At 37.4% G+C, this 22,898-nt stretch carries 20 protein-coding genes and 1 pseudogene; 10 read left to right on the top strand and 11 right to left on the bottom strand.

Annotated features, from left to right (window positions below; translation table 11 throughout):
- Positions 1-61 precede the first annotated feature (61 nt).
- Complete coding sequence (locus E7X56_RS05255; protein ID WP_135605534.1) at positions 62-379, top strand: hypothetical protein; 318 nt, start codon at positions 62-64, stop codon at positions 377-379.
- A 31-nt stretch (positions 380-410) separates the two neighbouring features.
- On the opposite strand, the gene E7X56_RS05250 is transcribed toward E7X56_RS05255, so the two are convergent.
- Complete coding sequence (locus tag E7X56_RS05250; protein WP_135605532.1) at positions 411-647, bottom strand: hypothetical protein; 237 nt, start codon at positions 645-647, stop codon at positions 411-413.
- Between the two features lie 153 nt (positions 648-800).
- Here E7X56_RS05250 and E7X56_RS05245 point away from each other — a divergent pair, with 153 nt between their 5' ends.
- The 5 genes from E7X56_RS05245 to E7X56_RS05225 are packed head-to-tail and all read left to right on the top strand — an operon-like array spanning position 801 to position 9,380.
- Positions 801-2,960, top strand: a complete 2,160-nt coding sequence (locus tag E7X56_RS05245) for a type I restriction-modification system subunit M (protein ID WP_135605530.1) — start codon at positions 801-803, stop codon at positions 2,958-2,960.
- The gene (locus E7X56_RS05240; RefSeq protein ID WP_135605528.1) at positions 2,950-4,251 is read left to right on the top strand and encodes a restriction endonuclease subunit S; all 1,302 of its coding nucleotides are present in this window, start codon (positions 2,950-2,952) and stop codon (positions 4,249-4,251) included. Before E7X56_RS05245 ends, E7X56_RS05240 begins: the two co-directional genes overlap by 11 nt.
- A 24-nt stretch (positions 4,252-4,275) precedes the next feature.
- A complete protein-coding gene (locus tag E7X56_RS05235) occupies positions 4,276-5,538 on the top strand; it encodes a restriction endonuclease subunit S (protein ID WP_135605525.1) in 1,263 nt (420 codons plus the stop codon).
- Positions 5,535-8,699 (top strand): type I restriction endonuclease subunit R, encoded by a 3,165-nt coding sequence (locus E7X56_RS05230; RefSeq protein ID WP_135605524.1) that lies wholly within the window; start codon positions 5,535-5,537, stop codon positions 8,697-8,699. Before E7X56_RS05235 ends, E7X56_RS05230 begins: the two co-directional genes overlap by 4 nt.
- A gap of 3 nt (positions 8,700-8,702) precedes the next feature.
- Complete coding sequence (locus E7X56_RS05225) at positions 8,703-9,380, top strand: M48 family metallopeptidase (RefSeq protein ID WP_135605522.1); 678 nt, start codon at positions 8,703-8,705, stop codon at positions 9,378-9,380.
- Between the two features lie 18 nt (positions 9,381-9,398).
- Here the strand turns inward: E7X56_RS05225 and E7X56_RS05220 are convergent, their stop codons facing one another.
- The 7 genes from E7X56_RS05220 to E7X56_RS05185 all read right to left on the bottom strand — a co-directional run bounded on the left by E7X56_RS05220 (position 9,399) and on the right by E7X56_RS05185 (position 17,162).
- The gene (locus E7X56_RS05220; protein WP_135605520.1) at positions 9,399-10,091 is read right to left on the bottom strand and encodes a hypothetical protein; all 693 of its coding nucleotides are present in this window, start codon (positions 10,089-10,091) and stop codon (positions 9,399-9,401) included.
- A 129-nt stretch (positions 10,092-10,220) separates the two neighbouring features.
- Positions 10,221-10,682: a hypothetical protein gene (locus E7X56_RS05215; RefSeq protein WP_135605518.1), complete on the bottom strand. Its 462-nt coding sequence runs from the start codon at positions 10,680-10,682 to the stop codon at positions 10,221-10,223.
- Positions 10,683-10,752: 70 nt separating this feature from the next.
- Positions 10,753-11,385, bottom strand: a complete 633-nt coding sequence (locus tag E7X56_RS05210; RefSeq protein ID WP_135605516.1) for a recombinase family protein — start codon at positions 11,383-11,385, stop codon at positions 10,753-10,755.
- A gap of 561 nt (positions 11,386-11,946) precedes the next feature.
- A complete protein-coding gene (locus E7X56_RS05200; protein ID WP_135605514.1) occupies positions 11,947-14,406 on the bottom strand; it encodes a tetratricopeptide repeat protein in 2,460 nt (819 codons plus the stop codon).
- Between the two features lie 982 nt (positions 14,407-15,388).
- Positions 15,389-15,859, bottom strand: a complete 471-nt coding sequence (locus E7X56_RS05195; RefSeq protein ID WP_135605512.1) for a hypothetical protein — start codon at positions 15,857-15,859, stop codon at positions 15,389-15,391.
- 126 nt (positions 15,860-15,985) lie between these two features.
- Complete coding sequence (locus E7X56_RS05190) at positions 15,986-16,852, bottom strand: hypothetical protein (protein ID WP_135605510.1); 867 nt, start codon at positions 16,850-16,852, stop codon at positions 15,986-15,988.
- Between the two features lie 103 nt (positions 16,853-16,955).
- Complete coding sequence (locus tag E7X56_RS05185) at positions 16,956-17,162, bottom strand: hypothetical protein (RefSeq protein WP_135605508.1); 207 nt, start codon at positions 17,160-17,162, stop codon at positions 16,956-16,958.
- 371 nt (positions 17,163-17,533) lie between these two features.
- Between E7X56_RS05185 and E7X56_RS05180 the strand changes: the two genes are divergently transcribed.
- Positions 17,534-18,454 carry a MarR family transcriptional regulator gene (locus E7X56_RS05180; RefSeq protein WP_135605506.1) on the top strand — a complete coding sequence of 307 codons (921 nt, stop codon included), beginning with the start codon at positions 17,534-17,536 and terminating at the stop codon, positions 18,452-18,454.
- On the opposite strand, the gene E7X56_RS05175 is transcribed toward E7X56_RS05180, so the two are convergent.
- The gene (locus E7X56_RS05175; protein ID WP_135605504.1) at positions 18,438-19,592 is read right to left on the bottom strand and encodes a site-specific integrase; all 1,155 of its coding nucleotides are present in this window, start codon (positions 19,590-19,592) and stop codon (positions 18,438-18,440) included. The genes E7X56_RS05180 and E7X56_RS05175 overlap by 17 nt on opposite strands.
- A 74-nt stretch (positions 19,593-19,666) precedes the next feature.
- Between E7X56_RS05175 and E7X56_RS05170 the strand changes: the two are divergent.
- Positions 19,667-20,032, top strand: a pseudogene (locus E7X56_RS05170) (peroxiredoxin); the annotation flags it as partial.
- Between the two features lie 377 nt (positions 20,033-20,409).
- Here the strand turns inward: E7X56_RS05170 and E7X56_RS05165 are convergent.
- Together E7X56_RS05165 and E7X56_RS05160 are read right to left on the bottom strand one after the other, a co-directional pair.
- Entirely contained in the window at positions 20,410-20,625 is a 216-nt protein-coding gene (locus E7X56_RS05165; RefSeq protein WP_135605500.1) for a hypothetical protein, read from the bottom strand.
- 56 nt (positions 20,626-20,681) lie between these two features.
- Positions 20,682-21,086 carry a hypothetical protein gene (locus tag E7X56_RS05160; protein ID WP_135605498.1) on the bottom strand — a complete coding sequence of 135 codons (405 nt, stop codon included), beginning with the start codon at positions 21,084-21,086 and terminating at the stop codon, positions 20,682-20,684.
- Between the two features lie 250 nt (positions 21,087-21,336).
- On the opposite strand from E7X56_RS05160, the gene E7X56_RS05155 reads away from it, so the two are divergent.
- Both E7X56_RS05155 and E7X56_RS05150 read left to right on the top strand, forming a co-directional pair.
- Positions 21,337-21,582, top strand: coding sequence for a hypothetical protein (locus E7X56_RS05155; RefSeq protein WP_244603409.1), 246 nt, complete (start codon positions 21,337-21,339; stop codon positions 21,580-21,582).
- An 83-nt stretch (positions 21,583-21,665) separates the two neighbouring features.
- Positions 21,666-22,790 (top strand): DUF4238 domain-containing protein, encoded by a 1,125-nt coding sequence (locus E7X56_RS05150; protein WP_135605496.1) that lies wholly within the window; start codon positions 21,666-21,668, stop codon positions 22,788-22,790.
- Positions 22,791-22,898 lie beyond the last annotated feature (108 nt).

The raw sequence follows: 22,898 nt of genomic DNA, 5'->3' as shown, positions 1-22,898 counted from the left end.
TCGAATGGATGATATCATATATAAATAATAGATTTCAGGTTGGATCAAAGGATGATTAAATATGCCACATGACAATCGCCCCCTTATGCAACCACAACCAGTATGTAATTTCGATCAAGCATTTGAAGCAATATCGTCTCAACCTCAAAAAAGGATTACTGAATTAAAGAGTACGGGAGGCGTAAATTTTATTGCGGAAGCAAAAACATCTCCCGATGTAGGTAAATTCATCCTCTTACCACATGATAATAGAATATATCCATGTTGTTGGGGTAACACAAACAATCATATGGGTAAAGAAGGTCAAAGGATTGGCCAATATGCCCGTCCGATTGATGAATGGTGTCAAAAACTGTTAAAGCAAAAAAGTGAACTATAACCATAATTAATGTTTGTTAGCCTCTTTGAATTTAATTATGTTTATATTCATACTTGAGTCTCTCTTTGTTGTAGAGACATGCAAGACAAACACCATCAGAAGAAAGACTATCCTTTGAATGTTTAGTACCACATTTTTTGCATATTGCTATATCATCCCCGTCTTTGTAAGTTGCTTTATACATGCCCTTTTTTAGAAGACTCTTACATTCTGGACAAAAATCAATCGAGTCAGGGCATTCAGTTTCACATTTTTCACAATGTCTCATTCTCTTCACCACATAACTAAAACAAGATTAAATTTTGAACATAAATATTTGATGATGTACCATCTGTAAAATATTAAACCCGGCCATTAAACCATCCCCACAACCAACACCAAATAAATAAATTTATAAGCCTTAACAATTCATTAAAATAACATGGCGAAACTGACCCTTCAACAACTTGAGTCCCACTTATTCAAGGCAGCTGACATCCTGCGTGGCTCGATGGATGCATCTGAATACAAGGAATACATTTTCGGAATGCTTTTCCTGAAACGAATGTCTGACCAATTTGATGAACAACGGGAAAAGATCATCCAGAAATGGATTGCTGAGGGGCTTACAAAAGATGAAGCGGAATCAATGGCTGATTCTCCTACTGAATACCTATACTATGTTCCTGAAGAAGCCAGATGGGACAATCTCAAGCATCTGAAGAAGGATGTCGGGAACGAATTGAATAAAGCTCTTGCTGCATTGGAAGATAACAATCCGTCTGAACTTGATGGGGTTCTGAAACATATCGATTTCAATGCGAAGAAGGGAAAGAATCGTATTGCTGATTCAAAATTACAGGACTTCCTTGTCCATTTCGATAAACAACCACTTCATAACGATGATTTCGAATTCCCTGACCTGCTTGGTGCAGCTTATGAATATCTGATCAAGTATTTTGCAGATTCAGCAGGCAAAAAAGGTGGGGAGTTTTACACGCCTAATGAAGTTGTACGTATGATGGTACAGGTCCTTGATCCGGAAGAGGGAATGCGAGTCTACGATCCTACATGCGGTTCCGGTGGTATGCTGATACAATCGAAACAGTATGTGGAAGAGAAGGGACAGAACTCACGTAACCTTACATTGTACGGACAGGATGCCAATGGCGGTACCTGGGCTATCTGTAAAATGAACATGATATTGCATGATATACAGGATGCAAAGATCGAACATGGCGATACACTGACAGATCCCAGACATACTGAAGGTGGGGAGATCATGCATTTTGACAGGGTCATTGCCAATCCACCATTCTCACTTGATTATTCGAAGAAGAACCTGACATTCCAGGAACGATATCTGTATGGTTTCTCACCTGAGAAAAAGAAGGCTGACCTGATGTTCGCACAACATATGGTAGCCAGTACCAACAGTAAGGGAAAGATGGCTACGGTGATGCCTCATGGTGTTCTTTTCAGAGGTGGGGACGAGAAGAAGATCCGCGAAGGTATGTTGAAGGACGATGTTATTGAAGCTATCATTGGATTGCCTTCAGGATTATTCTATGGTACAGGCATCCCTACTTGTGTGCTTGTGGTAAACAAGAACAAGTCCGATGATCTGAAAAATAAAGTACTTTTCATTAATGCAGATGCTGAATTTGCAGAAGGTAAGAACCAGAACCGGCTGAGGCCTGAAGACATTGAGAAGATCTCCACGGCCTATCACAAGCATTTGGAAATACCAAAATATTCCAGACTGGTTGACTTTTCAGAAATTGAAGAACAGGATTTCAACTTCAACATACGCAGATATGTTGATAATTCTCCTGAACCAGAACCCCATGACGTCCATGCTCATCTTATGGGTGGCATTCCTGCTGCTGAAGTGGAAACCAAATCCCATATCTTTGGAAAATACCTTCTGAAAGATGGGGACATACTGGTCAAAAAGGACGACATGCCGGATTACTATGATTTCATTCCATCGATAGATGAGAAAGATAAGATCAAAGCCATCTCTGAAGCCCTCTGTAAGCCCATAGAGGACGATATGCACTCATCCCTTGATGAATGGTGGAATGGCAATCACAAGAGGTTAGAAAGGCTTCCTGACACACAGGATTCATTCGTTATCCGTAAGGAATTCCTTGATTCCATCAAAGAGAAACTTGTACCTATAAGTCTTCTTGATGACTTCAAAGTGGCAGGTATATTCGTTAACTGGTGGAAGTCCATCCAGTATGATCTGAAGACGGCCATAAATACCGGATGGAGCAAAGATTTCGTTCTCAATGTGCAGCTATTGGACGATGACGGTAACATCAGGGAACCTGAACAGGATGCCAAAGAATGTGCAATTGAAGTCACTTCATCCACAAATGGGGGTCAGGTTGCAGAATGTGTCCTTTCGAAATTCAAGGATGAACTCGACAAGTACCTTGACCAGTACCTGACCGAATCCAGACAGGGATTCATTGCAGCATTCGATAAATGGTGGGATAAGTACAACATCCCTGCAAAGACAATAGAGGCCGAACGTGACGCTGCAAGGTCAAAGATGAACGAGTTCTTGGGAGAACTTGGTTATGGTGCGTGATGGTTACAAGATGACGGGATTGGGAGAGATTCCGGAGGATTGGGATGTTAATCTTTTTAGCGATATTGCTGAAATAAAAGGGAGAGTTGGATGGAAAGGTTACACTATTCATGACTTGAGAGAATCTGGACCATTGGTATTAGGGGCAGAAAATATATCAAAAAACAATAAGCTAAATTTATTAAAAACAACCCATTTAACAATTGAAAAATACGAAGAATCCCCAGAAATTATGGTAAATCAATGGGACATTTTAATTGTACAAAGAGGAAGTCTGGGAAAAGTAACAATTGTTGATAGGAAATTAGGCAAAACGACAATAAATCCAAGTTTAATTTTAGTAAAAAACATTAAAATAGCATCTTTATTTTTGTACTATTGGCTTTGTGGTGAAAAAACCCAGAATATGATTCAGGATAATTTATCACAAACCGGCGTTCCAATGATAAGCCAATCTCAGGTCAAAAATTTTATTATTCCCCTGCCTCCAGCCTCCGTACAGAAAAAAATCGCATCCATCCTCTCATCAGTAGACGAAAACATCGAAAAGACCGGGGTTCTCATAGAGAAATACAAGCATGTGAAAAAGGGACTCATGTCCGACCTTCTCACTAAAGGTATTGATGAAGAGAGAAATCTTCGGAGTGAAGATACGCATGAGTTTAAGGATTCGGTGTTGGGGAGAGTGCCGGTGGAGTGGGATGTTAAACCCTGTGAATCAATTTGCCGGGAAATCGTAGTTGGAATTGTTATTCGACCAGCTCAGTACTATCGACCAGACGGCGTACCAGTCCTACGTTCAGCAAATGTTCACGAAAATAAAATTAATGCTGATGATCTCGTCTATATGTCACAGGCGGACAACTCTAAACTAAAAAAAAGTCAGCTTCGCACGGGCGATCTGGTAACGGTTCGAACCGGTTATCCTGGTACTACATCAGTCGTTCCTACCGACTTTGATGGTTGCAACTGTATCGATATTGTCATTTCACGTCCTGACCAAACTAAGATTCGATCAGATTACCTTTCCATTTGGATCAATTCAGATTATGGAAAACGCCAAGTACTTGAAGGGCAAGGTGGCTTGGCTCAGCAGCATTTCAACGTTGGAGAAATGCGAAACCTATTGGTGCACGTTCCTGGTATCAATGAACAGCAGCGCATCGCTGAAATCCTCACAGCAGCAGATCAGCGTATAGAAAAGGAGGAATCATATCGCAACAAGCTCTTGCAAATCAAGAAAGGACTCATGCAGGACATATTGACTGGGAAAGTTAGGGTGACAGTATGAACGATTTCTTGGAGGAACTTGGTTATGGTGCATGATGGCTACAAGATGACGGAATTGGGAGAGATTCCTGATGATTGGAATTTGACCACATTAATTAAAGTAACTGATGTAAGAGATGGTACTCACGATTCTCCGAAATATGTTAGTGAAGGAATTCCTTTTATCACTTCAAAAAATTTAAAGAATAATTGTATTGATTTCACAAACATTAACTATATTTCAAAGGATGACCACCATAAAATACAACAAAGATCAAAAGTGGATGATGGTGACATATTATTTGCAATGATAGGTACAATCGGTAATCCAGTGATTGTGAAAAAAGAATTTGATTTTTCAATCAAGAATATTGCTCTAATAAAATTCATTGATAGTAGCATGGTAAATCGGTATGTTTTGTATCTATTAGATTCAAATGTTATTAAACAACAATTTGAAAGAAATGCTGCTGGTGGAGTTCAAGAGTTCATTTCTTTAGGCATGATCAGAAATTTAAAAATACCAATTCCCTCCCTTCCCGAACAGCAAAAAATCGCATCCATCCTCTCATCAGTAGACGAAACCATCGAAGAAACCGAGGCACTCATAGAGAAATACCAGCATGTGAAAAAGGGACTCATGTCCGATCTTCTCACTAAAGGTATTGATGAAGAGAGAAATCTTCGGAGTGAAGATACGCATGAGTTTAAGGATTCGGTGTTGGGGAGAGTGCCGGTGGAGTGGGATATCAACAAACTTGGTTCAATGTGCAATCTCATCAATGGATATGCTTTCAAACCAGAGGACTGGAAAACATATGGGTTGCCAATTATTCGAATTCAAAACTTAAATGGTGGGACAGACTACAATTATTTTGAGGGTGAGATCTCAGACAACTATATGGTACCACCACAAACACTTCTATTTTCATGGTCTGGAAATAGAGGAACTTCTTTTGGACCCTACATTTGGAAAGGCAATACTGGACTCTTGAATCAACATATATTCAAAGTAATTCCAAAAAATGATGTTAAAAGCAAGTGGTTTTATTATTCATTAGATAAGGTTAGAGAAAGAGTAGAAATGATTGCTCATGGTGGATCTGGATTAGTACACATAAAAAGAGGAGAATTTATAGATTATATTATAGCAACTCCTTCTACTCTAGAACAAGAACGTATAGCTGAAATCCTCACATCCACAGACCAGCGTATCGAAAAAGAAGAAGCATACCGTGACAAGCTCCTGGAAATAAAGAAAGGCCTTATGCAGGATCTGCTGACTGGGAAAGTTAGGGTGACAGTATGAACGATTTGAACGAATATACATACGTTGAAAAGCCTTTTATGGAGCAGCTTGAACACTTGGGATGGGACATACTTGAACTGGAGATGACGGCAGCTCCTGAGGAGTCCTATCGTTCCGCATACAGTGAGATTATTATCGAGAAGGAACTGGCCATTGCATTGAAGGATATCAATTCGTGGATGGAGGATGACCAGATACATGAAGTCATCAATGAACTGAAGCGTATCAATGCGAGCAATCTCATAGAAGCCAATATGGGGGTTTGTGACCTTCTTCTCAACAATACGGTGGTGGATGAGGATAGGGAGTCAGGCTTGAAAAGTCCCTCTGTCAAATATATTGACTTTGAGAATCCAGAAAATAATCGATTTCTTGCAATAAGTCAGTTCAAGGTCAATGTATTGGGTACACACAACCACATCATTCCTGATATCGTATTGTTCGTTAATGGGATTCCTCTTGTTGTTGTAGAATGTAAATCCCCGAAAATCGCTGATCCAATGTGGGAAGGCATAAACCAGCTTCTAAGGTACAGCAACAACAGACCACATACGGAAGAAAGAGAAGGGAATGAGAAATTATTCTACTACAATCAGTTCATGATAGCAACCTATAGGCAGGAAGCTAGGTTCTCCACCATCAGTGGTGGTTTTGAACATTACCTTGAATGGAAGGACTGCTATCCCTTCAAATATTCAGAGATCAATCCCGATGGCTCGAATCCGAACAGTCAGCAGATACTGGTACAGGGTATGTTGCATCCTGAGAACTTTCTGGATATTGTACAGAATTTCACAATATTCAAGGAGAATGATAAGGGAAAAGTAGCAAAGATTGTATCCCGGTATCAGCAATACAGAGCGGTCAGAAAGATCATTGAAAGGATAGAAGAAGGAACTACACCCGCTGAAAGAGGCGGTATTGTCTGGCACACACAGGGAAGTGGTAAATCCCTTACAATGGTGTTCCTGATACGAACGATGAGGAAAGACCCGGAACTGAAAAAATACAAGGTCGTACTCGTAACAGACCGAACAGATCTTCAAAGTCAGTTGGGTGGTACTGCAAAGAACACCGATGAAACCGTTTACATTGCAGACAGCATCGATGAATTGAAAGATCTGCTGAAAAGTGATACCTCAAACCTCGTCATGGGGATGATGCAGAAGTTCCAGGAAAAAGAGAAAGGTAATGGAAAGAACAAGTCCAATGCTAAGGATGAAAAGAAGAAAAAGAGTACGTTCAAACCACTACCCGTACTCAATCGTTCCGAGAACATCCTACTTTTGATAGATGAGGCTCACCGCACACAGTCATCAACCCTTCATGCGAGCCTGTCCAATGCATTACCAAATTGTACAAAGATCGCATTCACCGGAACTCCTCTGATCACGGAAAAAGTGAAACGAAAGACATCAGAGACATTCGGTGATTACATTGACAAGTACACCATTGAGCAATCAGTGAAAGATGGCTCGACCCTTCAGATCATTTATGAAGGCAGGACATCAAAGGATGCTGTCAAGGATGGTAGAGCTCTCGACGATGTTTTTGAGGACATGTTCCGTGATTATACTCCCGAAGAAAGAGAAGCCATACAGGCTAAATATGGAACAAAGTCCGATATCCTCTCAGCACCAAAACGTGTAGAAGCCATTGCTACTGATATCGTTGACCATTATCGCAAGAACATCATGGAGAACGGTTTCAAGGCACAGGTTGTAACATCCAGTAGAAAGGCAGCCATACGTTACAAGGAATATCTGGATAATGCTATTAAGGATGTAATTGAAGAGCTTGAGACCCAATCTGAAGACATACAGAAAAAAGAAGAACTTGACACCCTGAAGAGACTTGAAACCGCAGTAGTGATTTCCGGAGACCACAATGATCCCGTTGAATATGCACCATACACCGATCGTGCACGCCAGAATCGGGATATTGAGAAGTTCAAGAAACCCCTCAAGGCAGATGATACTGAAAAACAAAGTGGTCTTGCATTCCTCATTGTGAAGGATATGCTGATCACCGGATTTGATGCACCTGTAGAACAGGTAATGTATATCGACAGGAAACTTGTCGAACATAACCTCTTGCAAGCCATAGCACGTGTCAATCGTCCTGCAAGTGGAAAGAACTACGGTCTTGTAGTGGATTACTATGGAATCGGTAACCATCTAAGAGATGCACTTGATATATTCACTGCCAATGATGTCAAAGGCGCTCTCATTGAACTGAAAGATGAGATTCCCAAACTTCGTGAACGTCACAAACGTGTGAAGAACATATTCGAAAAGGCATACATCAGCAGCATTGATGACATTGATGCATGTGTGGATTATCTTGCTGATGAAGAAATCAGAGCCGACTTCATTGTGGCATTCAAGTATTTCCTCAAAAGCATGGATACAGTCCTTCCTAACCCTGCAGCATTGCCTTATGTGCAGGATATGAGAACACTCGCTTTCATCAAACTGACAGCCAGGAATCGATATAGGGACGATAGCCTGAACATTGCAGATGCTGAAGAGAAAGTCAAGAAACTGATTGATGAATACATCATCTCGCAGGGTGTAGACCCGAAGATCCCACCAATTTCCATCATGGCAGAAGATTTCGAGACTTATGTCACAAGCATCAAGTCCCCTAAATCAAAAGCATCTGAGATGGAACATGCTATCAGGTATCATATTTCGAAAAATATCGACTATGATCCTGAATTCTACCGGAAATTGAGTGAGAGGCTGGAAGAAATTCTGGCAGAATACAAGGAAAACTGGGAAGAATTATCTCATGAACTGGAAGATTTCCTGACCACGGTACGTTCTGGGAGACAAAAGGAAGAAGATGGCCTTGATCCTGTTATTGAAAAGCCGTTCTATGACATCATCGTGAAGGAACTGTATGGTGAGAATAAGCCAAATGATAAGGATAAGGAAACACTAGTCGGCCTTACATCCGACATTGTATCTCTGATAAAAAGGGAAATTGACATCATCGACTTCTGGGACAAGGATTCCGAGATTAAGAAACTCACAAGCTACATCGTAGCTCTTCTGGTAAAATCTAAATTACCCGATGTCATAAAGAACAGGGATAAGATAGCAAATCGTCTAATGGAACTTGCAGAGACTCTCGACACAAAGCTCAAAGACTCATGATACATGCCATCAAAAACGTTAACATACACACTGATACGGTCCAAGCGTAAGACTCTTGGAATCACTATAGAGCGCAACAATGACATCATAGTGAGGGCACCACAGGATTGTCCTGTTGATGTTATTGATGATTTCTTTGAAGGCAAGAAGTTCTGGATATACCAGAAGCTGGCAGAAAAGCGTTTGATAGAAGATGAACTGCCTCCTAAAAAATATGTTAATGGTGAAGGATTTCTCTATCTTGGAAAGAGCTACAGGTTACAGATCGTTGACGGTGGTGCTCCACTGAAACTATCTCATGGTTATTTCGAACTTAATCGAAAGTATGCTGACAAGGGACGGGAGACATTTATCAAGTGGTATCGAGAACATGCACTTCCTATTATTGAAAAGCGTGTGGAAATCTACAAATCGATACTCGGAGTGGAACCATCAGACATCAGGGTACTTGACCTGAAGTTCCGGTGGGGATCCTGTTCTTCAGCAGGAACAATCAATATCCACTGGAAGACAATACTTGTACCAATGCCGATCGTTGATTATGTAGTGGTACACGAACTGGTTCATTTGAAGGAAAAAAATCATACACAGAAGTTCTGGGAGATCATGGGATCGGTTCTGAGTGATTATGAAAAAAGGAAGGAATGGCTGAAGGTCAATGGGAACTATTTCGAGATATGAATGAGTCTGGTATGAAGCTTATTCCAATCCAATTAGTTTCTGTAACTTGAGGACATTTTTCTCTTCTTCAATCCATCTAGGCGTACTTCTTTGAATAGATCCAGAGAGGGCTGTTATCTTTTCCATTTTTGGAGACAACACATGTAAAGTTTTTCCTATTGAATCTTCACTTTTCACACTGATTTTTATGGCTTTATCTAATAGTTTGCTCTTATTTTTGTATCCTTTCACAATAACAAGACCATCTGTGTCCTTTTTCCTTTTAATATGAGCATTATTACGGCATGATTTTGTGGATTTTTCAATTTCATCTTCATCCATTAGGTCAAAATTCAATACTTCTTTGACAGTGAAGTATCCAATGATGTACAAGCCTTCTTCATATCTTTTATTCTCATATGGTTTCAAGCCTGCATAAAATACTAACAAATCATTTTTATTCAATTTGCTAATGGGTCTGTGATTACCAGCACCATATGTAAATGACTTAAATTCAGGATCGAAATGAATTTGTCTATCTTTCAATCCTTTCCGTACATAGGCTGATAAGTTATTTCCATTTCTTCCAGGAGTATCGGCATAAGTGTTTTCAATATCTGAAGGAAAATCTTCAGGTATCGGAATGTACTCGAAAGAACCATCTTTAAATATTGGGCCCAAATTCCCACCTGATCCTTTATCGATACCAACTCTCAGTAACATTGCTTTCATTTAAACGCCCCCTTAATAATAATATAATATTTATTAGGTGAAACTTTTTATAAATTTTGAATGATTCTCCAACATGCACGTCAAGATTGAATAGTTTGTCTTGTTGAGGATTTCTACAGAGCCCAAACATTAGTGAGTTTTAAAGTCGTTATATGGTGTTTTCAATTCCATAGATAAATATATTTGAAAAAGAGTCTGTAGTATCGGATCTTCAATAGAAATATACCTTATTGCCATTTTAGAAACTCTATTTTTTGCTTGAAGAAATAAATGATTAAACTCGGGATTATTTTCGAGTTCATTTCGTGTCTTATTTTGAACATCCATTTCTTTTTCAATTGCTGCTTCCTTAGCTAAACTGAAGGCGAAAGGAGCACTGTTGTGGTTTGAACCTTGACGACCTTGTGTCATGATCCGTTTTCTCATATGGTCTGAGCGGCCTACGAAAATAGGTTTTTCATTTTCATAAAAAACATATACTCCACTTTTAGGTATATCTTGTAGATCATCTCGATATCTTTTTATTGAATTCATCAATTCATTTTGTAGTTTTGGAAGTGAATCGATTCGATCTTTAAATTCTTTGTTCATTAAATACCCCCATTAAAAGATTAATTTTATTTCATATATTGTTATCTAGTTGCTTGCTTCATCCGTACTATTATTCAATAACACCTCTAATTTTATCTATACGATCTCTTTCCTCCCAAACATCCCTGTATTTATACAACGTACTGGCGGGAATATCCATAACCCTTGAGATTTCAGACCAAGTCAACCCTTTATTCCGATACTTCATGACCTCTTTCCTGTTCGGTTCTTTGGTGGGTCTCCCCCATTTCTTATTTTCTTTTCTGTGTCGCTCTATGCCTATCTTTATGCGTTCCTTTAAAATTCTCTTTTCATTTTCTGCAACCCAACCAAAGAGAGATATCAGTAGTTTCCTGTAATGTGGGTCTCCTGTGGTAGACCAGGATTCACTAGGACTTAAAGAGACTACTTTGATGCCTTTTTCTTCAAATTCCATAATCAGGTTAAGGGTATCTATAAAGGTCCTGCCAAGTCTTGATATCTCAAAAAGATATATTGTATCAACGTTATGTAAATCGAGGTAGTTCAGGAGTTTTTTAAATCCTGGCCTTTTAGGGGCTGGAATACTCCCACTGATACCTTCATCAAAAAATATCTGTTCTGGAGGAATACCCTTGTTTTTGAGTTGTAATATCTGGGTATCTATGTTCTGATCTTTTGTGCTAGTTCTCGCATATCCTACTGATTTATCTCTATATTCCATTAAACATATTTTATGTAACACATAACTTATAAAGTAAATGATATAGTTTTATGTAATTAAAAAGACATGTTTTGTGGAATCGCAAGTTAGTCCAGAGTTTTAAGAGTTGGAGAGCATAAAATAAAAGTTAAAATATATAGATAAATAAACTTAAATATTTTCATATGATATGCTCAGAAAGGCAGATCAGTATCTCATTGTCTTTGAGTATCTCAATAGATTTGGAATGCCACTGTGGCCTTCTATTCGGAAAGTTGTTGAAAAATTCATTTCGAATTTGACAGTTACCATGGATTCATGGCAGAGAAGGTCAAAAAAGTACATTTATACCAATTTTGATGCGATAAATACACTGATTTTGAGACAAAAGGGGGGGAATTTCATGACAATTAGAGTGAATTTGTTGAGACTGTCAAATAGGATTTCCTGACGAAAAATTTAGTTTAAAGGGAGGAAATTTTCTTCATAAGGGAGTGAAAACTTTCAGGCTTGGGATGTAACATAATCCTTGATGGTTCATGCGACCTATGCTTTCTTTTTCATCTGCTTGAATCCAGATGTTCAAGATATATCGATATCATCCAACCTCTCCTGGATGAAAGTAACATAATCTTTATAACTTGGACAACGTTTAATGATATCAAGAGCACGCTGGTAGAGTTTTAGAGCATCGTCATATTTCTCCATTTCATCATAGAGCACTGCCAGAGTGTACAGGGAATTTGCAACATCTGGATGCTCGGGACCAAATGCTTGCTCACGAATCTCAAGGGCCCGATGATGCAAGGTCAGAGCATCATCATAATTTCCCATTTTACGATAGAGCACTGCCAGATTGTTCAGAATAGTTGCAACAGCGGGATGATTAGGACCAAAAATCCGCTTACGAATAGCAAGAGCACGCGGGTAGAGTTTTAGAGCATCGTCATATTTCTCCATTTCAGTATAGAGTCCTGCCAGATTGTTCATGGAAGTTGCAACATCTGGGTGATTGGAACCAAGAACTCGCTTAAGAATACCAAGGGCACGCTGATGCGAGGTCAGAGCATCATCATAAATTCGCATTTTACGATAGAGCATTGCCAGATTGTTCAGAGTAATTGCAACATCTAGGTGATCGGGATCAAGAACTCGCTCCTGAATCTCAAGAACACACTGGTAGAGTTTTAGAGCATCATCATAATTTCTCATTTCAGTATAGAGCATTGCCAGACTGTTCATAATAGCTGCAACATCTGGATGCTCGGAACCAAGATCTCGCTTAAGAATCTCAAGGGCCTGCTGATACAAGGTCAGAGCATCATCATAATTTCCCATTTTACTATGGAGCACTGCCAGATTGTTCATAATAGTTGCAACATGTCGGTGATTGGGACCAAAAACCCGCTTACGAATATCAAGGGCCTGCTGATACAAGGTCAGAGCATCATCATAATTTCGCATTTTACCATAGAGCATTGCCAGACTGTTCAGGGAAGTTGCAACATCTGAATGATTTGATCCCAAACCTTTTTCCAGAATTTGTGACATTTCTTCATATAACGGCATGATTAGTTGCCACTGTGCAGCCCTGTTAAAAATGTCTGCCCTCTCATAAAACCAGCTAAATAATTCCTGTGCTTCAAGCACTATCTTGCCGTGATAGAAACCTTCTGTCAGAGCAGTTTTGTGTTCATCCTTGATTTTCTGGATGTCTACATCTGTTAACTGCCCATCGTAGTACTCAAACATAAATCGATGAACCTTCTCCTTTAGGTCCTGATCCTGGTACTCTTGCAGACTCTCCTTCATCAACTTATGCATGTACCATCTGCCCCCACTTTCCTGGGTCATAAAAGAGAACCTGTTCAATTCCGAAAAAGCAGTGAGGGAATAACCTGTTTTAAACTCGGTGATGAGTACTTCAAACAGGTTTTCGTCCCAGAAACGAGGCGATGATAGTACTTTAAGAGTTTCTTTCTCAGCCCTATCTAAATATTTGATAAAATTCTCAAACACCTCATGAGGCGCTTTGGCAAAGTCGTATGGAGTTGGCTGCCTGTTCTCCTTTATTTGTTGGTATGTGTCAACTGTAAGGTCCAGATAGTAAGGCACACCGCTGCTGCCATTGAATATAATTTCCTGAACACTTTCATCCTCAATCCCGCAGGACCGCAGGAAATCTCTGGAATCAGTCTCAAGGAGCCCCTCGACCTTATGTTGATCAACATACAATTTCCACTCTGGGTCAACCTCCTCCCAGCGAAGAGATTCTCTTCCGCAGATCACCCATAATACCCTGTCTGGTAAATATGGTATCAGTTGCTCTCTTAACCACTCGTCTCTGGAATGAAAGCTACCCTGTCCTCTGAAGTTTTCCCAGAAGGCTTCGTAAGTGTCTATAAAGATCACTGCAGATCTGGATCTGCTTTCCAGATGATCCATAAGGTCATATGCCCAGTACTTCGGCAACATCTGTTCAATATCGCTTGAATCCATTTCTGGTAGCTTGGAGAGCTCTTTTTGACCATGTTTAGCCCACCACTCTCTGTATTTGTCAGGTAACTTTTTGGCAACAGCAGCAACATCGGTGAACAGTCTGAAAGGTATAAAATTGTTTGCAACATTAAGTAGATCATCAACGATCGACCCTTCTTCAATTAATGAATAGCTATCTTTTGATAGGGGTATCTGCGGGTTGACCTTTTGCCAGTATATAGCATATGCAATGTCAAAGGAAGGGAATTTGGCACCGTACTTTGCACGGAAATCATTTCTTAGAGTGATCAGGGCTGTCCCCATATCTCTGTAGTTTTTGTTGCTCAGGTCTATCGAAGACCATAATGCATCTCCCTCGCTGGTCAATTCTCGTAGTTGACCTATCAGACCGGTTTTGCCAATGCCTCCAACTCCATAGTAAACCAGAACGCTGTACTTATTTTGCTCTATACGTTCAACGGAATCTTTGAAGATCTGGATCTCGTCTTCCCTATCAACAAATTTGCAAGTCTTAACAAAGTCATGTTTTGGTCCAATTATCATCCGAATCCCCCCAAGAAGTCATAAATCCAATCAAGAGTTCCCCATCGATGAACGGAATTTATTTGGCAATTATTATATTTACTTGATAGATTTTATAGTTATGCTCTCGGATTTTGAATAAGTTGCCTATTTCATTTTGGATCTCCCCAACATTGAGTTGGTAACTTAATATCATGGCTCACCGCTGATTATTTTGGAGAATTGCACGATCACGTCATTTGTCGCCTCGTAGCATATTGAGGCCATGAAAAGCGATTCATTCAAAATAAATGCTGCATGCGAAAGGCTTGGTCTGTGAGCAACAATAATGAGAGCATGACTCAAGGATAGGTTACCCACACGATGTTAAAGAGAACCCAAACATCTTATTTTTACACTTTAAGTTCTGCAATTGATAGCTGACATTCGATTTTAGATTCCGAGGCAGAATATTGAGTATCTTAGAATGGGTCTTTTTTTCATGGTAATATTTGGTTATATTTGGGTATATTATGTGGCAATATCTGGTTATATTTGGGTATATTATAACCATATTTTTGGTGCAATTGGTAGATTATAATACATATACTATGTATTTGATAAGAAGTACCTACATGCGCGAGAAATTTTGACAAAAATAGAACTCATGATTATTTCTTTGGAACCATCAAAAATTCACATAGATACCTAGTATGAAAAGCAAGCAATAATCTACTTATAATTGTGCAGTGGAACTCTGCCCCTCTAAAAATGCCGATACCAACCGTTTCTAGTGGAAATATGGATTCCAAAAATGTTGTCAAAATCAAGGAATAAGCCATCGGTGGCAGATACCCCTTAATCGTGTACCTAAGGGAACAGAAGAAAAAAGCCATTTTGCCTGGGGAAACAAAAAAAATTGCGCAAAACAAAGTAGACTTCAAATTTAATAAAATACCGTAAAAAAAGGTTGCTGCAATTCAGTATAATTTAATTTATACAGTTGAGGATTAAAAAGCTTCGCTTAATTGATAACACGGCTGTAGCGCTTATTTCGGCCCGTAGATTCAACCAAAACTTTGCGTTTGATGCCTCTCTTTTTGAGATCTGCACTGATTTTATCAGCTTCTTTATAAGAGTCCACAATAATAGGTTCATCATCGTATTGAACAATAGGCTGCATTTCCTTAGGCACCTTTCTGTTCTTTCTTTGTGATCGAATTATGCAGGAATCGAAATATACAGCACCATATATGTGCTTAAGTCCAATGTCAAGACATTTGCTTATTTTGATCAATGCTTCTCTGACCTGTTCCCACAATGAAGTTTTCGTGAAAAAGACCTTTGTTGTCTTTTCTCTTACAGTATCGAGCATTCCTTTTTCCTTATATTGGTTTATGTAACGCCAAACAGAACGTTCAGGAATACCTGTAGCTTCAATTATGTCTGAGACTTCAGCACATCCATGTCTTTGAAAAGCAATATAACCAAGCACTTTTAGTGAAGCATTGTTATCAGGTAATTCCCTATCTGGTTCAGTAGTTATCCTATTATAATCCCATTGTGGGAGATCATATCGGATCTCTTTTGTTTTGTCAGCATCAAAATAAGCATCTGAGATCTATTCAATAGGGCCGACAAAGTTCAATAAAGATGCAAGAAGCCTATCCAGATCTTTTTCGATCTGTAAGAATTCGTCTATAGTAGGGTACTTTCCATAGATCCTCTTATGCTCTTTGCTGTTAAGGAATACTTCTAGCTTAGGGTGTCTAAGGGGATCCGATGCAGTTCTTTCAAGGAAATTCTTAATTCGGTATGATTTTACACTATGAACAAAATCCGTTTCAATATTGCAGACATCAAAAGAAGGCAAGTCTATCTTGTACATATCATACTTGCCACTACGAACCTTTTCGACAAGATCAACATCTCCTCGCATTGAGGAATTATTCTTGATTCCTTTTAGCATGTATACGACTTCTGGTTCATGTCTCTCATGATATCGAACATGCCTTGCCATATGAAATATTCTTGAACGCTTGCAATCAATGGAATGTTCAAATCTGGTAGCACCAATTGCTTTTAAAATGTCCTCATAAATATCAAGAATATCATGGAGCTCAAAATAAGAGCATTGAACTTCGATATTTGTACCTATTTCTGGTAAGTTGAGAATTTGACCGGTTTTTGTTTTTGTTCCTGGTCCAAAAAGAGGTTTAACTACAATATGGCATTTTGAAGCCCCTATAGCATCTTTCCATGACAATATATACTCAAATGCCAACTCATTGGTTTTTGGGTTACGTAACCCTCCAGGTTTCGACCAAAACTTGAATTTGCGACCATGTCTGTCGGTAATGTAGTGGTTGTAACTATCCTCTACATTGTTTACATAATAATTAATAAAAGCATGATAAAGTTCTAAATCTGGGACAAAAAGATATGTTCCAAATTCGTGAATCACCGGAACAACTGCTTTTTTGATCATGGGCGTGAAGTGGCATAATAAAATCGAGATTCTTCTCTCTTTTTACCTCTGTCAAAGTAGCCTTGTCTTTTTAATCGACTGCAATAACCCGAAGATTCTGACTTCAGTTTCTTTTTTGAGTTTCAATATCAGTTGCTGCTGAAGATTGAAAATCTTCCATACCTTCTGCACATTTGAAAACCACTTTGATCAAGGCCTTGTCAAGGGGTGATCCGAACTTTGAGATGTAATCAATGCTCTCTTTTCGTTCTTTCAAGAATTCGCGTGCCCATGAGGATAACTCATTAGTAGAATCAGAATTAATCTCCATTTGTAGGACCTCCAGTGAAACGGTTGGCCTGCTCGTTGTAGTCGGGCGTAGACGCCACATCTCTTCCGGCTACAACTGATGTTTCTTGGTCAAGTCTTTGCATAATCCATGACCTCAATAGAGTTCTTAATGGAACATGCTCTTGTGCAGCTATTTTATTTGCATTTACTATAGCATCAGGTGGAAGCCTGAAACTGAATGTTTCCATTTTAGACATAATATCAATGAATACTTTTGGATTAGAGTTTATTAATAGGTTCATGAGGTGTTTACTATTTTTGAAATCACTGTACTATCTCATTTTTAGTTATGTTAGTTGTTAATCGCACATTCACAATCATATCTATATAGTAAAATTTAGTAATTTATTTATGAAAAATATGGGTGAATTGAGTGAGGTAGACAAAGCTATCATACATTTTCTGTTAACTAGTGGTACAGGAACGTATCCTACAGAGATTGCAAGAAGGATTGGGAAGAACAAAGGTGGGGTAAACAACCGCTGTAAATTATTGCATGAAAAAGGGATTTTGCAATCTAAAAAGGGGTTTGTATATGGTCGTGAGAAGGGATTATACTATGCATTAGATTATTCTATCGAATGTCTCAGAAAGCTAGTAAAATATCCAGAATTTGTGCCTTTGCTTCAAAACAGTATAATTGTTTTGAATAATGTAGCATTGAAACACAGATGGGCATGTCGCTATAATGGAGTTTTTGAGACAAATTCTAAATATCTAACTATTTTAGACAAATTATACGATTTGCATGAGGATACTGATGAATTAAGGAAGTCAAAGGAAGATATTAAAGAGAAAGTTATTTCTTTTTCGAAACATCAAAAAAAGATGAATAAATTAGCATATTATGCTTTGATGGTAAAATTTTATCAATCACAATCTTTTTTTGAATTATTTCTAAATAATGATGCAGATGTCCTTGAAAAAACTGCTTCTGATTACTTCCGTCTGACGATGGATGGGCAAACTGAGCTTCTATTAAGTGTCTCCGAATCTCATTCTTTTCCAATTGAAGACTTAGTACAATATCTTTTTGAACATTCTTTATTATCTGATATGCTGGCAGGTAGAAGAAACGATGAATTAATAAACGAGATAACAACTTTAAATGAAGATAGGGCCAAATCTAAAAAGGAGGCTTGTGAGAAAGCCGCTTCATATTTTGCAAAGCATGCTGTCTATATGGAAATTAAAGAAATCTTATCGAATTCAGGAGATGCTTTAAAGGCTATAAAGAGTATTAATAACGATTTCCTTAAGAAATCTCATTAATCAATTCTAGTATTTCGGGATGTTTTTTAAGTTTATCCAATAGTATCATCAGTGTTTCATTGTTTTCTTCACTTTGTTCTTTTGATAGCACAAATCCACACTTCATACAAAACTTAGCTTTAGGTGGATTGATTTCATGGCATCTTGGACATTCATCTACCTTTAAGCGTGTATCCCTTTCTTCAATATGAATACCTGCACGCTTCAAAACTGCCTGGTCTATGTCTTTAGAAGCAAGGTGTACATAGGTTGCAGCCATCTTACTATCTGGTGTCCAACCTAAATAGCGCTTCAATGTCTGCTCTGTAAATTCTTTGGCTAATTCGGTTGCTTGAGCATGTCTAAACGCATGCGGATTAACAGGTTTTTTTATGTCTGCCCTTTTGGCTGCACTCATTAATACCTTCCTGAATGAAGCAATTGTTAAACAATCGTGTTTGCCACCGATTTGACACCATAAAAATGCTTCTGAATCTCTTTTTAGTGGGTGATTAGTTATCCATTGGTTTACATACATAGCTGAATATATCACTACTATACGTCTTGCACCTGTCTTCCCCTCTGGAAATTGCACATGTAAGCCTTTCTCATGTGGTTCAATGTGCTTTATTTGAAGACTTAACATTTCCCCTAACCTTGCACCTGATTCGTACAGTAGGCTTATAATGGCTTTATCTCGTGGATTCTGTGCGGCATTAATCAACCTGTCTATGTCATCACTTGTTAATAGTTCATCAGGTAACTTATTTTTGTTACTTTTTCGGACCTTAATTTTGTCCGCTAATGTTTCCATGTCTGTAAATTTCAAAAATACCTTCAGATTTATCTGGTGTGTTTTCTTTGAATTATCAGATAGTTTAGTATCTTCTAATTCAATTAATGCATTTTCAATATCAATATATGTCAGTTCACTGTAATCTTTTTTTATGACATTATCCCATATTAACAATGAAGATAAATGATTTCTAACCGTATATACGCTTGAACCTGATATTCTAAATGAATTAATGAATCGTTGGTACAATTTACGTTTAGCATCATTATTGGTATTGTCCATTAGTCTTTTGAGCTGCCGATTATTTAACGCCTTTACTCTTTCTTTCTCATTAGCGTATTTTCTGCTATCCTCATTTGCCATGGTATCCCTCCATAAAATCAATATTACATTCTAAAAAATACCCGTAAACAATATAATACTATTGTCTATATCACTATCCCAAAGATAACACTTCAGGATGCAGTATAGAGGCAATGGAATTCACAAAGCTTAAAGGCGAGTTCGAGGAAGAAGGTGCTTTCGTCATTGGTGTAAGTAAGGACAGCCAGGCATCACACAAGAGGTTCATTGAAAAGAAAGAACTGGGAATCACTCTTCTTTCAGATGAGAGTACTGAGTTGCAGCAAAGCTATGATGTATGGCATTTGAAGAAGATGGCTGGCAAGGAATACATGGGTACTGTCAGGACAACCTTCCTTATCGATCCTGAAGGCAACATTGCGAAGGTGTGGGATAAAGTCAAGGCCAAAGGGCATGCAATGGCCGTACTTGATGAATTGAAGACGATTAAAGCAGAATAATTCGTTCTTATTCTTCGTTTTTACTTTTTTCTATATTGTATTCTTTATACACAAACCTCTTTCTTCGCTGTCTTTCCATGCTGTTTAAACACTTTGGTTAAAACATACTCTATACTGAGGGTATGTTGTACATACCAAACAAAAGAAAAGAACAAAAAAAAAAGCGAGGGTTCGAATTTCTCCCTTCGCATAGCAAGTTGGGGATATAGGTAACGTGAAAAAACGGAACTCTCAAAAATTAAATTTTAAGTTAATTCGTAGTCAATAAAAAACGGATGATTCTCAAAGAGGAAATATAGGTATAGTGGAGAAAAAAGAACTATTTACAATTAATTTTCATGTTTCATTATCACAAAATGGACGTTTTTCCCATCTTCTCAGAATCCATTTTTTACATTTTGGATTTTTACATTTAACATGTTTTCTGTTGTCAGGTTTACAATATTTATAATATGATCCTGGAAATTCAGGAGTAGCACTTTTTTCCCTACTTTAACTTCACAAAAAGGACATTCGATTTCATTAGCGGGAATATTCGTCTTACAGTTCGGACATTCTCTATTAACCCATTTGCTATTTTCTTCGTTTGCCATTTTATATCAGTCCTTTTTTTTCTTCATACATTCACAGTTATTTCTGTATTCATTTACTAAAACTTCTGCTTCTTCAACCATTTTGCTATATCTCTTCTTAGTTCATAATTTACTTCCATTTCGCCAGCTTCGATTTCATTTTCAAAGATGAAATTAGCAATTTCTTCAATAGTCTTTCCTTTCATCACTAAATTTGCTACTTCCATTTCCAAAGGCCTTTTCATATCAGTATTGCGAGAAATATACAATGTATCATCAGTACCATGCATAGTACTAAACATAGGTTGTCCTTCTTTTCCAAACTTGTTTATGTATTTCCCTATTATTCCCCTTCTTTTTTTATCAAAATTTCTTATTTCAATTACATCAGCACAATTCATTTTTTTCATTGCCTTTTTTATTTTTAGATTAGTAACATCATTTGCATTTAATACAACAGTAGAAAGTATTTTGTCCAGCATGTTTTCACCTTAACTATTCCAAGATTGAATCTACATATTTTTAGTTAAGTAATATCTGCTCTATAAAGGTCTAATACATAACCAATGAAATAAATTTTAAAAGATGATGAACCTTGACACGCCACTCAAACACAACTTTCCTCTGAGTAACTACCTGCTCTGGTAGATTTATTTGCTCAAATCGTATTAGGATTATCGGATTGATCGGTTATACATTGGCAAGGAAGTCAATAATATTGATGAACAGGAATTGGATGTGAAGAAGGCTCAGGAGTTTATTAACAAACAAGAGATAATGGATATTATTCTTAAGATATCACAAAAAGAAGCTGAAGCAAGGGGAGTTTCTAGGAGCAGGTTTCAGGGGATTAAACAGAGGATTAAAGATATTGGGGATTTAAATGTGAATACTCCGGCTGTGAAGAGGTTGATAAACTGTTTACCCTCAATGCTCATGTTAGGGAAAGGTTGGAAGGATAGGAACAAAGACTGCTAAAAACGTCTAATTTATGATGAAAACGTGGAAATTAATAAAAAAATCAGAACATAAATATGTCATGAGCTTTATCAAAAACTTTTATGGCTGCAAATAAAAAACAACATTATATTCCTCAATTTTATATGAGAAAATTTTCTCAAGATAACAGTCATCTTTTTGTATATAATCTTAAAAGGCAACAAGCTTACAGTGGTACTATTAAGAACTTATGCCAAAGCAAGTATTTTTATGGAAATGATTTAAAACTAGAAACATTTCTTAATCAAATAGAAACAAAACAGTCTCCCATATTAAAGCAAATCATTGGTAAACAAGATCTTGATTTTTTAACTAGAGATACATTTTATTATTTGAGATTGTTTATATTATTGCAGTATAGTAGAACAAAAGATGAAAGGAATGTTGCAAATAAAATGTTTGAGGAATTTTGCTCAAAATATCTAAAACCGTTGATGAAAAGTGATGAAGAACTTAAAAGAAAAGGATACACTTCAAGTCAGATTGATAATTTAAAAATAGTATGCTCCGATTTTTATAAGGTCTCAATGGAAGCTGCTTTTGAGAAAGTAGATTCAATAATTGATTTGGAATATGTACTTCTGATCAACAAAACTAGTAAAAATTTTATATTTAGTGATGCACCCGTTGTTTTTTACAATTACAAAAGAATAAAAAATCGGAGTACAACCGGATGCAAATCTCGTGGCTTGCAAATATTTCTTCCTTTATCTAAAAATATTATGCTTATTCTAATTGATAACAATATGTATAATATTAAAAAAGATGCCCATACTACTATTTTTGTAACAAAAGAAGAAGATATTGATTCACTTAATACTCTTCAATTTTATAATTGTCTTGAAAATGTATTTTTTTCGGAAGAATTAGATAAAAAATATGTAGAAACTTTATATTCACAAAACAAAAATGAAATAGAGAAAAGAGAAGCTATAATTGAGACTGTAAGTAGCAAAGAACTGCCTAATAATAGGCGTAGTGATATTGATGTTCTATACAGGGCAGATATCTCATACAAGCTTAAATTATCATTTATTAAATTGAATAAACAATCTAGTATGAGTTATAAGAGATCAATTAAAAGGCATTTGAAAAAACACCCAAATTTTGTTTTAGTTCGAAATGAAAATATTAATGAGACTATAAGAAAAATCATTGATAGAAATGAAGGAATCGGACTATTTTAATTAATTTTGTTGCTTACTTTCACTTAAAATGTAAATTATGGGAGTTCCGTTTTTTCTTCTTACCTATATCCCCGCATAGCAAGTTGGGGTAATAGGTAACGTGAAAAA

The organism is Methanococcoides sp. NM1 (assembly GCF_900774285.1).
Taxonomy (GTDB): domain Archaea; phylum Halobacteriota; class Methanosarcinia; order Methanosarcinales; family Methanosarcinaceae; genus Methanococcoides; species Methanococcoides vulcani.
This window is presented reverse-complemented; position numbering and strand designations above follow the sequence as displayed.